General features: G+C 60.8%; 1 protein-coding gene (running past one end of the window). It reads left to right on the forward strand.

Translation table 11 applies throughout. The features are described from left to right. Positions 1–15,546, forward strand: partial view of an autotransporter-associated beta strand repeat-containing protein gene (locus tag ACILSO_RS27790; protein WP_395740754.1) — the beginning only. 21,834 nt of this gene lie beyond the right edge of the window; the window shows 15,546 of its 37,380 coding nt (coding positions 1–15,546); it begins with the start codon at positions 1–3; its stop codon lies beyond the right edge, outside the window.

Genomic DNA, 15,546 nt, shown 5'->3' on the forward strand with positions numbered 1-15,546 from the left:
ATGCTGTCCTGGCAAATCGGACAGCCATTGCGTGCAGCGACATTGTTCTGGGATCAGGACAACACCACACTCAACGATGTGTCCACCGGGGGCGGGCTTGGTGGTGTCGGCACATGGAACACCACTTCTGCCCAGTGGTGGAATGGCAGCAGCCTGGGTGCGAACACGCTTTCCACGTTCAGCACGGGTGATTCGGCTGTGTTCACCGGCACTGCTGCTACTGTGATTTTGGGGTCGGGCATCACCGTGGGTGGTTTGCAATTTAACACGACTGGCTTTGTGCTGGGACTGGCCCCCAATACCAACACGCTGACGTTTGCGAACAGCAACATTGTGCTCAACAACATTGCGCTGGCGACGATCAACGGGCCGCTGGGAGGAACAGGGAACATCACTCTGAGTGGCGGCGTGTTTGGTGGTGCAACAGCGGGGACGCTGGCGCTTTCGGGCACAGGAACCGGTCTGACCGGCTACAGCGGCACCACCACGATCAGCAACGGCATGACCATGTCGTTGTCGCAAAACAGTCAGGCTTTGGCCAGCACCTCCGGCATCACCTTGAATGGCGGCGGTATTCTGGTGACCAACGCATCGAATGCGGAAGCGGCCCTGGACCATGTGTCCAATGCGGCAATCACATCGAACAACGGTACTTTCACCATCACGAATGCTGCTGCCGAAACGCTTGCATCGGAGACCATCGGAGCAGTGACGGCCAGCAGTGGGCGCACAACGATTGTTTCCACCAACGCTCTTACGAGCGGAACACAAACCCTGACCTTGGGCGGGCTTACGCAAGCAGGCACGGGCACGGTTTCCATCGGCATGGGTGGATATACCAACGGCGCTGTGTCAGCGCTGAACTCGATTGTCGTCACGGGTGCTGCCACCACAACCAACACCATCATCGGGCCTTGGGCTACCGTGGGTACGACGGGAGTGGCGCAGGCCGACTACGCCACCTACGGCTTCTCAGGCGGAACGACAAATGCTGCCACAGGCGTGAACACTGGTGGTGCAGCCACCGCTGCGGGCATTACCGGCGCGAACGTCACGGCAGTGACCGCGATGCCCACGGCTGCGAGCACCTACAATGCTGCGAGCAACATCAACTTTGCCAACGGCACGACGGGCACCACACTGACGGCGACAACGAACATTAATACGCTGCGTTACACCGGTGCCGCAGCGAGCATAGCGCTCAGCACGTTCAATCTGGGCACCTACGGTGTTTTGCAGGCGGGCACAGGAACCCTGACGATCAGCGGCACAGGGGCATTGACACTGCCAACGACGACTGCTGGAAACGTTTACCTCACCACCGGCACTGCCTTTGGGATCACCGTCAGCGCTCCTGTCAAAGACAACACCGGCGCACTGACCTTGGTTGTCTCAGGCCAGAACACTGTGATCCTTAGCAGCACGGGCAGCAACTACAGCGGCGGTACCATCGTGAACAGCGGCACCTTGAGCATTGGTGCGGTAAGCAACATCGGCACCGGCGGACTCACTTTCAACGGATCGGGGCAGCTGACGTTAACCGCCGCCATCGGAACTCCGTTCTTCAATCGCACCATTGCTCTGAACAACGGCGCGATCGCCACCATTTCGAACTCCACCTTTGCGAACACCTTTGCAGGCGCGATCAGCGGGACGGGTGGTCTGAACATCATACCCTCCACAGGCAATGTTACTCTCAGTGCCGGCAACAGTTTCACAGGTCCCGTGACCCTCAATCCTAGCGGCGCGGCAAACATCATTGTTAGCAATGCGTCGGCGCTGGGAAATACGAACAATCCGGTCATCATGGGCAGCACTGCCACGACGGGCGGTCTGCAGCTGAGCGGGGTGAATATTTCGATCGGCTCTCTGTCGGGTGGCGCTGCCACGGGTGGTGGCGTGAATCTTGGGGGAGCCAATACGTTGACGGTTGGCAACAATGGCGAAAACACCACTTATGCGGGTGTCATTTCGGGTGCCGGCGGCGTGCTCACCAAAGTCGGTGGTGGCACCCTCACGCTCACTGGCACGAGCACCTACACCGGTGGCACCAACATCAATGGCGGTTTGATCAACATCACCGTCCTGGCCAATCTTGGTACTGCGGGGATCACCTTTGGCGGTGGGGGCGTGCAGTTTGCGTCTCCTGGTGTGGATCTTTCTGGCAGGACGCTGACCTTCGCGGCGGGAGGTGCCACGTTCGACACCAACAATAACCAGATCATCTTCGCCAATCCCATCGGTGGCGGCGGCGGGGGCGGACTGACCAAGGTCGGCAACGGCACCCTTGTGCTCACTGCAGCCAACACTTATAGTGGTGCCACCACGGTGCGCAATGGCACCCTCCGTCTCGGCAACGCCCAGGCGCTCGGCAACGGCTCTGCAGGAGTTACGGTGCAGAGTGGTGGCTCGCTCGCCATTGTTGGTGTCACCACTGGTGGCGCAGGCCTGGGTGGTTCACTCACCCTCAATGGCACTGGCGCGCTTGCGGGTCAAAACGGCGCCCTCGTCAGTACCGGAAGCAGCAGCTATGCGGGCAATCTTGTGCTGGGTGCTTCTGCCACGGTCTCGGTGGACGGCGGTACACTCAATCTCAGCAGCACGAGTGCAGTTACCGGCACTAACTTCGATCTGACACTTGCCGGATCGGGCAGCGGCACTCTGGCAGGAGGACTTCAAACGGGTGCCGGCGGGCTTAACAAGACTGGCACTGGCACCTGGACACTCACTGGCACCACAGGCAGCAATACGGGTGCACTTAGCATCACGGGTGGCACCCTTAACATTGCGGGCGGTGCGTTTGGCAGTCTGAGCGGCACCACTTTGGGCGGCGGTACTTTGAATCTCACCGGTGGCAGCCAGAGCATTGGCAATCTCACCGTTTCAGCGAATTCGTTAAACACGGTGACACTCGCCCTCGGCGCCGTGCTCGGCACCGGCAGCACGATTGCTCGCAGCACGGGTGGCACCGTGACTTTCGATATTTCCGCAGCGGGCAGTGCCGTCACGTCCACGGCCACCGGCTCAGGCACCAATAACATCCTTGGCTATGCTTTGGTCAAAGATGGTACTGGCACGGGAATGGCCCAAGTCAGCGGTGGAAACATCATTCGCTTCGACAGCACCACCGCCACAACGCTTGCCGCTGACAGCAACAACGCTGCCACAGACTACACCACGCTGACCAACGCAGGAACCCTCGTCTGGACCAATGGCGGTGCGCTCACCTCCCGTGCGGTTAACTCCCTGACGATTGATGCCACTGGAAACAGCGGCCAGATCACCAACATGGGGCCGGCCAGCAATGTGCTGACCCTCACCAGCGGAGCCCTGCAGTTTATTGGCACTGGCAACGGTTCCCTCATCGGAGGTCAGGCGGGTGCGGCCAATTCCGAACTTATCGTTCACCAGAATGGCAGCGGCATCTTCACCCTTGGAAGCCTTGTCAGCAGTGGCACGGGGAGCCTGCTGAAGGATGGCTCTGGCGTGCTGGTGACCAGCGCGGCGAACACTTATACCGGTGCCACGACGGTGAACGGCGGCACGCTGAGAGCTGGTGCCAGCAACACCTTCAGCGCCAATTCGGCCTACACACTCGCCAACGTCTCCGGCGCATCTCTTGACCTCAATGGCTACAACCAGAGCATCAAATCCCTTTCCGGCGGTGGTGCCACTGGTGGCAACGTCATCCTTGGCAATGGTGCCACCCTCACCGTTGGCGGTGCAAACAGCATCAGCAACATCTCAAATAATGATATTCACACCTCGTTCGGCGGCCTCATCAGTGGAACGGGTAATCTGACCCTCGCCGGCGGTGGTTCGCTCACTCTAACTGGCGGCAGCAACACCTACTCAGGGCAGACCAGCATTAACAATGGAACGCTTGTTGTCAGCAGTGCCGGGCAGCTCGGCACGGGCTCCTCGCCCATTGCGATCAATGGGGTTGCCAGCATCGTGGGTCTGCCAGGTGGGGCACTTGTTGTCCAGGGCGGCAGTTCCGGCATCACCTTCAACCGTGACATCACCGTCGCGGGGCGTGGCAGCAATACCACCAACGGCCTCGCTCTGCTGAACATCGGCAACAACACTTACACCGGCAATATTTCCTTCGGTGGCATCGGTGAAGGCCGCATCGGCTCCACCTTCGGCACCATGACCGTCAACGGCCAGGTGTTCATGGGGGCGGCGAATGAGGGCTTCGACATCCAGGCGGGCCCAGGCAACATCGTGCTGAACGGAGTTGTCGAGGGCGGCGTCATCAACGTCCGCATCAACAAGCGCAACAGCAACGGCTTGCAAAACACCCTCGTTGTGACCAACACCGCCAACACCTACACCGGTGACTGGCGTGCGGATTCAGGCACGATCCGTTTCTCCGACGGGGCTCAGCTGGGCATCAGTACGGGGCTTTCGGTGCTGCGCGGGGGTGCAACGGCGGCCGCTCTTGGCTCTGGCTTTGAAATCCGCACTGATACTCCGACCAGCTTTGCTTCGAAAAACGTCAGCACGGCGGATGGCTCGGTGAACATCCTCGTTGATCGTGCCATTGGTGGCACCGGACTTGGCACCGTCAGCTATTCTGCCGCCGGTCTGCCTACCTATGGCGCCACGGGCAATGTGACCTTTGGCCAGTTCTCCAAGACGGCAAATAACACACCAACGATCACCGGACGTGATGGCTATGGAGCCGTTTTCAACTCGCAAAACGGCAGCTTTGGTGGCGCGGGTGCCAACTCCAACACCTACACCAACAGTTCCAACGGCCTCGTGACCTGGAATGGCTCGATGGCAGTCGGTGACGGCACCAGTCGTTCGCAAACCATCAATGGCAACGCTGACACCCTCTGGAACGGATTTGTCATCAATGCCAGCACCGGGATTCATACTCTGGTGAAGGGCGGGACCGGCACCTTGGTGATGAATGGCTCCAACACGCTGGCCGCCACCACCAGCAACAACCTTGGTGGCGTTCAGGTCCAGGCGGGCACCCTTCTGGTGACCCAGGCAGGTTCGGGCACGGCCACCATTGCGAAGGTGATCGGCACCGGTGCGGGCGCGTCTCTTCAATTGTCAACCGGTGCGCTGGATTATCGTGGTCCGGGAGAAACGGTGAGCCTGCCATTGAATGTGAACGGCACAGGCAACGCGATCATTTTGGCGAACAACACCGCAGGAAGCCTTGTCTTCACCAGCCCGTTTGGAGCGGGCAGCACTGGTACCAAGGTGCTCGGTGGCACGAGCACGACGGCTGAAATGCAAGGGGTAATCAACGGCACGGCGGGCGTCACCAAAATCGGCAGCGGCACCTGGCTTTACGACCCTGCTGCGTCCAGCTTTGCCGCCCAACCCACCGGCTATTCCTGGGCCTCTGGTGGTGGTGCCAACACCAACACGTATACCGTTTCAGGCGGAACCGGCACGATCGCGGTCGGAATGAGCGTCAGCGGCGGCAACACCCCCGGCAACAGCATCGTCACCGCTGTCAGTGGTACGGCCCCCAATCAAACCATCACGCTCAGCAATAACATTGGCACTGCCATGGCTGCGACAACGCTCACCTTTGGCGCCAATGCCTCCTTCACCGGTGCGCTGACCATCGGGGGTGGAACGCTCCAGATCAAGCCCACGGCCACCACGGGCAATGGAAGCAATCTTTTCGCGACGACTAACAACCTGGTGTTTGCGGGTGACACAATCACAGGAAATGGCTATGCGGGGGGGACGTTCCAGATCGCTGCGAATGGCGCGCTGACATACACGGCCAACATTATCCAGACCATGGGAGCGCTGACAGCGACACTCGGGCAGGGCACGATCCAAGTGGATGCAGGGAACAGCACCTTCAGCAACATTGTCAGTTTCAACACCTTTGGAACGCGCGCCGCCGGCGCTACGTTGAATTTTGCACCTGCGGCAACGCTCGCGGGCATTCAGTTTGTCACGGCCCCCACCGGAACGTCGATTCTTAACGGTCAGCTCGGCGGCTTTGCCTACATCACCAACGCTGCCACGGGTTCGATTGACTACGTTGCGGCGCCTTCCAATGGCAATCCGATCGCTGCGCTGGCCGCGGCGACCGCGCTTCCTGCCACAGGTGCGAGTGGAACGGTGAATTATGTCAACAACAGCAACCTGACCCTTACCGGGACGACGGCAGTCAATACCCTGCGCCTCACCGCGGCCGGTCAGACGATCACTCAGGGAAGCAATGCCATCACCGTCACGAACACCAGCGCCACCCAGCAGGGCGGCATCATGTTTGACACCACTGGCGCCAATGGAAATTCGGCCACCATCACGGGCAACAACATCGCGGGCTCGGCTGTTTTCGAACTTATTTTCACCGTGGGCGGCGGAAATGCGAACAACACGCTGACGGTCAACTCCACGATCGGCAACGGCACCGGGGTTTCGTTCACGAAGGCGGGCAATGGGACCATGATCCTCGGCGGGGGGAATACTTTCTCTGGAAATGCGTTTATCAATGAAGGCATCGTACAGCTCGCCGGCACGACAACCGCCACCATTGGGTCGCAGGCGGCAGGCTCCACATTTGCACTCCGTCAAGGTGCCACCTTCGACATCAACAACTCAGGCGCCTCTGCGGCTCCCTACACGGGTGCAACAGCGCTGCGCACCACCTCTATCGGAGCCCTGACCGGTGCGGGCAGCATCACCAACGGTCTTGGCGGGAACACACCTTCCGCAGCCGCCATCTCCATCGGTGTCGCAGCGACCAATGTCGGCGGTGTGTTTTCCGGCATCATTTCCGACGGCACCAGTGGTGCCGGTGGAATGACGGTGATTCGTAACGGTGCCTCGGGCGCGGTCGCGCTTACCGGTCTGAACACCTACACCGGCGCGACAATTCTAAGCGGCGGTGCGACCCTCACAGCCAACGTCCTGGCCAACGGCGGCACGGCCTCCTCCATCGGCCAATCCACCAGCGCTGCCAGCAACCTGGTCTTCAATGGCGGCACGCTGCTCTATCAAGGTTCCAGTGCTACGGTGTTTCAGGCGACGCAGACTCCTTCCGTTTCCATTGACCGCCTGTTCACCCTCGCTGGCAATGGCACGATCGATTCGTCGGGTTCCTACGGGAATAACACGACTGCAGCGGCTGTGCTGAACGGTGCGGCGCTCGTCTTTAGCAATACGGGAGCCATTGTGCAGACGGGCGCGGTTGGTCTGAAGACCTTGACCCTCCAGGGCGGGATTGTGGCTACTTCCAACATCAGCGGTGACAACGAGCTGGCCGCCACCTTGTCTGACACGGTGGGTGGTTACAGCATGGGTATCACCAAAGCGGGTGCCAACCTGTGGATCTTGTCCAACAACAGCAACAGCTACAGCGGCCCGACAACGATCACGGGCGGTGCGCTGCGGGTGACGAACAATGCGGGCTCGCTGTCCACAAGCACCAACCTCCGCCTGGGAGGCGGTGTGCTGGAAACGTCCGGCACCTTCTCCCGCGTCATTGGCACGGGGGCCAATCAGGTCCAATGGACCGACGCCGCGGGAACCGCCGTCAACCAGAATGGTGGCTTTGCCGCCAGCAACGCGCCTCTCGTCGTGACTTTGGGTGGTTCCGCCAGCTTTGGCACGGGCGGCATTGGCAATGGCACCGGCACTTTGATCCTGAACTCCACCAGCGCGCTCTCTGACGTGACGATCAGCGCCAACCTGAATCTGAATGGCGGTGTTCGCACCATCCAGGTCGATGACAACACGACCACCTACACCGACTACGCCACGATCTCCGGCATTATCAGCGGGGCTACGGGAAGCGGGCTGATCAAGACTGGCGCCGGGTCGCTATACCTCACGGGTGCGAACACCTACTCTGGCAACACCACGCTCTCCGCGGGCACGCTCCTTGTCCAGTCCATCGGCGGCGGCTCCCTGGCCTCCAGCGCGTTTGGTGATGGCTCGGGTCAGTTGAACCTTGGCGGCGGCACCCTGCTTTACGCAGGCTCTGGAGAAACGTCCAGCCGTCAGATCAATCTCACCGCCTCCATGACCATCGACTCCAGTGGCAGTGGCGCCCTGATCCTCAACAATGTGGTCAACTCGGTCGCAGGCAGCAAGACCTTCAACCTTCGCGGCGTGAGCAATGACACCAACCGCATCACCAGCGTCCTCATGGACAATGGCGGTGCCCTCCGCGTCACGAAAAATGACGGTGGCACCTGGGAACTGACGGGTGTGAACACCTTTACAGGTGGTGTCCGCGTGGACACCGGCCTCATGGGTTTTGGCAGCGATGCGAACATCGGCGCCGTCGCACCTGCGGGTCTGACAGCGGTTGGCGGCGGGTCATCCACCACGGTTGTGCTTGCCTCCGGCAACACGAGCAACTTGACGGTGGGGATGAACTTCATGGCCAACGGCGCCGCCTACGGTGACACCATTGCCAGCATTGTGAACTCGACCACTTTCACGATCAGCACCGCCCGCACCATTGTGGCAGGCAGCCCGCTGGTCTTTGGCGGGCTCTCCATTTCCAATGCAGGCATCTACTCCACCAATGCCGCTGGGCTGACGTTGACGCAGCCGGTCGTCATCAATACAGGCACCACTGCGTTGTTTACTGGAAACGGTTCCATCACGCTCAACGGTGGCGTCTATGGTGACGACGGCGGTGTCTGGAACATTACCAACACCATCCCCACCACCGGAACGCTGACCATCCCGACCTTCACCAGCATGGAGAGCGGCACCGCCCGTCTGCTGACCTTCCAGGGCAGCGGCAACACCACGCTCAACAACATCACCGCCGCTGCAGCTGCCGGCACGGTAAACCTTGGTCTTTTGAGTTCTGGTTCCCTTACCTTTAACGGCACCAACTCCACCACGAACGCGGGCGGCACCATCACCCAAGGGACTTTGATCGCCAATGCCAATCCTTTCACCGGGACCGGCAGGGTGGACTTCATTGGTGGTGTGATCCAGGCCAATACACCGCTGACGATTGCGACCCTTTCTCTCAACGGCAACGGCACCAACACGCCGAACGCCGCCTTCCCGACTCTCACCGGCTCCAATAGCGTGACGATCTCCACCAAATTGCAGCTGGATCAGGGCAACAACGGCAGCCCGACCCGCCTGTTCTACAACAATCTCAGCGGTTCAGCTTTCCTGACCGTCGCCGCGCTTGATCTGATTGGTGCAGGCAACGGCAGCGGCACGCTCTTCCTGGCTGGATCGGGCAACACGTTTATCAGCGGTGCCGTCGCACACGGCCAGGGCACGGGTACGGCAGGCGGCATCACCATGGGAGGCACTGGAAATTTGGTCCTTGGCGGTGATACTGCCTTTGGCACCACAGGTGCGGGTCTCACGCTCAACAGCGGTACAACGACCCTCATCGGAACGTTGGGTCGTCTCAGCACCAGCACCTCGCAAACGACCACCGTCACCCACGGAGCCACTCTCACGCTCGACAACAATACCAATATTGTTGCGGCGGTTTCCCCCACGGCACTCGCCGGTATTACGGCCGGAAATCCCAACACTCCCGACCGCCTCAACAACCGCCCAGTCGTGCTCAATGGCGCCACTTTGAATTTCATCGGCAACAGCGCTGGTTCGACCGAAGGCACGGCAGGCAACACTCTCACCGCCAACGCCGGCCAGAGCGTGGTCAACATCACCAACAACGGCGGCACCACGCAGATGAACTTCACCACCCTGACGACCAACACGGGTGGCTTCATCAACTGGACTTCCAACGCTGCCTTGGGCACGGCGACCAACAAGGTCATCTTCTCGACTCCGCCCACGCTCACCACTGGAACCATTGGCATCCTGGCGCGCAACACGATCAATGGCACCGACTTCGCCACCTACAACAACACCGGGCTGGCGACGAGCGCCAACGGCCTGCAGGCGTTTGCAGGTTACAATCAGCTGACCGTAAGCTCCACCACCGTGACTGGGACCAACACGACGGTGACTGTGCCCAGCACGAAGGGGCTCACGGCAGGCATGGCGGTCTACGGCGCCACGGTGTCAGCAGGCGCCACCATCGGTACGATTACAGGCCCGACGACCTACACGATCACCGGCACCATCACAGGTGGCGCCACCCAGCCGCTTGTCTATGGCACCACGCCTTACACGAACATCAACGCCTCCGGTGCGGCGGACACACTCAAAATCGGCAGCGGCTTCGTCACGACGGACGACCTCATTGTCTCCCGCACGGTGAATGCGATCAACATCAACGATGCCACCGGCGTGAACGTGGGCGTCACCAGCACTAACAACGCCACCCTCACCCTTACCAGCGGGGGTGTCATTGCCAACGGGGCGGCAACCCATACGCTCAGCGTGCCACGCATCGCGCTGGGTGCGGAAGGGGCGTTCCACATCGGCACAGGCACCACTCTGAATGTGACGGGAGCGGTGACCGGCACCGCTGGTCTGAACAAAAATCTTGGCGGCACCCTGACTTTCAGCACGCAGAACTTCTACAGCGGGCAGACGACGGTGAACGATGGCACCTTGAACCTCAGCTTTGGAACGAACACTCTGTTTGCCAATGGCGGGGCGCTTTCTGTCAACAACACGGGGGTGGTGAACCTGAACAACAACATCCAGTATGTCGGCACCCTGAGCGGTGGCACCAACCCTGGATCTGGCGGTACGATCAACCTCGGCTCCGGCTTGCTCGTCACTAACATGGGCGGCAACGGCACCTTTGCCGGCGGCATCACCGGCACCGGCAGTTTTGCCCGTGTCGGCGGCAGCACGCTGACCTTGGAGAGCGCGCTGAGCTACTCTGGATCCACGACGATCATGGGCGGTGCTTTCACCCTGCGTGACAACGCCACCCTGCTCAACACTTCGGCCATCGTCGTGAACTATGCGAACATGTTCATCGACAACACGGTCAACCTGCAGGTCAACATCAATGATCGCATCAACGATTCCGCTCCCATCACCCTGCGAGGCGGCGGTCTTTCCTGGCTGGGACGCGCCAGCACGTTCTCCTCGGAAACTGTCGGTGCGGTGACAGCGGCCGAAGGTGCCAACACCATCACCGTTGGTGCCAACGGCAACGCCACAGGCTCGTATGCCACGGGCGACCTTACCCTTACCAGCTTCAGCAGGACTGCAGGTGCTACCGTCAACTTCGTGCAAAGCGGGGGCACGCTTGGCAGCGACGGCGCCAATCCTCGCCTCTTGGCCGGCACAGGTCTGGCTAACAATGCCGCCAACAACGCCCTCGGTGCGTGGGCCATCGCAAACACGAGCGATTACGCGGGCTACAACGTCTCCCAAGGTGTGGGACAGATTGGCACCGCAGGCTACGGCATCTACGAGACCACCTTCGCCAGTGGCAACATCACCAGCATCCTCGCTGCCAGTGCGAGCCTGACCTCAACCTCCCTCAGCGCAGCCACCACCACGACTTCCATGCTGCGCCTCGCCGGCAACGGCCACAATGACATCACCTTCACTTCCGGAACCAACATCCTGAATCTTGAAGAAGGCGGCCTGCTCCGTGCCAACGTCAACTTTGCCTCCACCATCGGTCTGCCTTCGGCGCGCGGTGTGCTGACAGCAGGTGGCACAGAAGTTACCGGCCCGCAGGCAGGAGGAATCCGTGAACTGATCGTCTATAACACGTCGACCACCAACTTCTCATCCGCCGCCACCTTCACCTCCGTCATTGGTTCGCCGATTGTCACCGGTGCTTCCACCGTTGGTCTGGTGCCAGGCATGACCATCACCAATGCCAGCTTCCCTGCGGGCACCAAAATTCTGTCGGTGGACAGCGCCAACCAGCTCACGCTCACCAACAACGCAACGGCGGCCTCCGCCACCAACACGCTTGTCACCGGCAGCCTCGACGGCGGCGCCACCACCTCGGCATCCAACGTCATCACGATGGCATCCACCGTCGGCGTTACTCCTGGCATGACCATCACCAACGCCGGTCTGCCGGCAGGCACGTTTGTGGTGTCCGTCGACAGCGCCACCCAGCTTACCGTCAGCCAGAATGCCACCGCCACGGCGAGCACTCAGACCTTTGTGCTCGGCTACGCCAACACGATCATCAACTCGGTCATCGCCGACAATGGCTTCGGCAACTCCGTCCAGCTGGTCAAATCCGGTGGGGGCATCCTGAACATCTCGGCCGCCAACACCTACTCTGGCGGCACCATCGTCAATCAGGGCACCTTGAACCTCGTCAGCCCTGGCACTCTTAGCGCTCTCGCGTCAACTCCGGGTGTCGCCACCAATGTCGTCATCCCAGGCAACCTCACCATCAATGGTGGTGTCCAGGGTACCGCTGCAACGGTCAACATGCTGAGCAATGTCGGCCAGATCGCAGCCACCAGCAACCTCACCATCAACGGTCGCGGCATACTGAACCTTGCCGGTGCTGCGGGATTGAACAACACCCTCAACAGCATCACCTTCAATAACAGTGGCGGTGACACCGGTGCGCCGACCGTGGCCAACGTGGCCGGAAGCACGCTGATCCTGAGCAGCAGCAGTCCGATCAGCGCCACCTCCGGCAACGCTGCCTTTGTGCCTGTCATCAGCGGCGGTTTCCTGGCCCTCTCCAACAGCACCAACACCATCAGCGTCGGTGCCATTCAGGCGGCCGGCCAGACCTACACGAACATCAATCCAGCCCTGAACATCACTTCGGTCATCAATGGTTCGAGCACGGCCGGTACGGTTTCGGTGCTCACCAGCAGCACGGGCTCCACGGCAGTGACGGTGGCCAGTGTGCCGGCCTCGCTGGTGGTCGGGTCCACATTGCTCGGACAGACGGTTGTTGCCATTTCTGGCACCAGCATCACCCTCGGCGGCAACGCCAGCCAGACCATCGCTTCCTCCACGACGATCTCCTATCTCGGTTCGACCACCGCCGGCATCAACAAGACTGGCAACGGCATCCTGCAGCTTAGCGGCGCCAACACCTACACTGGCAACACCAGCATCGGTGGCGCGTCCGGCGGCCTCCTGCTCAGCAACAGCACGAACATCACCACGCTTGTGGCCGCGGGCCTCGGCGCGAATACCGCTGCCTTTGTCAGCGGTCCGGTGGGCACCGGAACCCTCACCGTCGGCAGCGGCACCACGCTCTACACTGACGGCGCCCGCACCCTCGTCAACACAACCGTCTTTTCTGGTCAGCCAACGTTTGACTCCAACGTGAATACGGCCACCTCGATCTTGCTGAACGGCACCACCACCTTCAATGGCCCCACCGACCTCGTCGCCACGGTCGTCAATCCGGCTGTCACGGTCACGGTCGCAGGTCCAGTGACCAACATCGGCTCCCTGACGTCCATCACCAAGAATGGCCTCGGCGCCTTCAACCTCAACCTCACCGGTTACGGCTCCAACCTGCCGATCACCATCAATGACGGTGGCGCGCTGAGCCTCATCACAGATGGCGACGGTACCGTGGCCTCCAATGCCGTGAACTTTGGAGCCATTACTTTTGACAGCACATTGCCTGTGGTGACCATTGGCCGCGCCGGCCAGACCGTTCTCTTCAATCAGGCGGCGAACAAGGTCATTACGCCCGCCAGTTTCCTGGCACTCGGCGGCAACAGCATTGTCGGCAATGGCATCACCTTGACCACTACTGCCGCCACTGGCGGTTATGGCCTCTCTCTGGCTGCTACGGATGCGGTTGTGCTCGGCAGTTTCAGCGACGGCTCCACGGTTGGCGGTCCTACCTTTAACATCGGCACACTGGCCACCAACTCGAATGTGGTCCAAGGATTGACGGTCAATGGCGTGATCTCGGGTGGCGCGACCGGTGCGACTTCGGTCGTGCTTACCAAATCCGGCTTGGGCACGCTGGAGCTGACGAACAGTGGCAACACCTTCGGCGGCACCAATGCCATCATCGACGTCACGGACGGCATCCTGTCCGGCACGAGCAATGGTGCCTTTGGCAATGCGACCAACGTGATCCGCCTCAGTGCGAACTCGGCCACCAAGGGCCTGCGCCTGACTGGCGGCACGACCTACACGCTCACGGGGCGCACCATTAATTTCAATGCTGCTTCCAATGGCATTGATGTGACGGCGGGCACCACGGCGATACTCGACACAGCCTTCGGCTTGTCGGCAGTGAACAACGCCCTGCAGAAAAACGACAATGGTGTGCTCGATATCAATGTCAGCAACTCCACTTGGACGGGCGTGCTTACCATTGCGGCTGGTGCCGTGAAGGTGTCCAACAGCGGCGCGCTCGGCACAACGGCTGGCAACACGGTGGTTTCCAACGTCGCGGGTGCGGCGCTGCAATTGAACGGCGTTTCCATTGCTGAGCCACTGAGCCTCAACAACACGGGTATCAACTCTGCGGGTGCTTTGCAGGCGCTCGCCGGCACCACCAACACGACAAGTGGACTCATCACCCTTGGCACTGCGGCGACGATTGGCGCGGATGCGGGTGCCACTCTGAACATCACCGGCGGCCTCGCGGGTGCCCTTGGACTGACCTTGAATGACGCAGGCGCGATCAACATCAACACCGTTGCATTGCCTGCGCTCGCCTCGATCACAGTCATCAATCCTGGCACCACCACCTCGTTGCCCGGCACGGCCGCTGCTGTGACGCTGGGGGTGGCCAGCCCGGCCTACATCACGGCGCTGACGATCAACAACGGCAAGTTTGTGATCTCCGGTTCCGGCACAGTGGGAAGCGCGGCGGTGGCCACGACGGTGACTGCAGGTGGTGTGTTCACCATTGACGACACCGGCACGGCGGTCGCAAATCGTTTGAACAACGGCGGTGCGGCATCCGCACGCACGCTGAACCTGTCCAACGGCACGTTCAATTACATCGCCAACGGCACCGGTGCTTCGAGTGAGTCGATGGGAGCGCTCACCGCCTCGCACGGTTATGACATCATCAACGTCACCAACGGCGGTGCCGCGACCAGCACCCTCACGTTTGCCAGCCTTGCTTCAAACGTGGTCAGCGGCGGCGGCGTTCTGAACTTCGCGAGCGCCACCACGTTTGGCAGCAGTGCCAACAAGGTGGTGTTCACCGCCGCTCCGACATTGACGGCCGGCATCATCCAGCGTGCCGTGATCAATGGTGACACCGCGGGTGCGGAGTTTGCCACCTATTCCGGCGGCAGCATCAACCCCTTCAGCGCCTACTCCACCGCCGCGAATATCAATCTCACGGCAGCTACGGACACCTACAAGCTTCTGGCCGACCAAAACCTCTATGGCAACGCCAGGACGGTCAACGCCCTGACTTTTGACAACTCGAATACGGACCTCACCACCATTGTCACAGGCGGCACCACGCTGACGCTGACGGCGGCAAACATCCTGGTCCGAGGCAGCAACGCCACCATTGGAGCCGGTGTCATCACCGCATTTGCTGGTGTTGAAGGTGGTCTTCTGGTCAACAGTGGTGCGTCCCTGGCCGTCAACGGTGTGATCACCAACGCCCAAAACGTGACCAAGGCCCTGGGCGGCAGCCTGACCTTCAACACGGCACAATACTTCAATACGGGGACCAACTACTTTACTGTGCTCGGCGGCACC

The sequence above is a fragment of the Prosthecobacter sp. genome (genome assembly GCF_044226605.1).
GTDB lineage: Bacteria > Verrucomicrobiota > Verrucomicrobiia > Verrucomicrobiales > Verrucomicrobiaceae > Prosthecobacter.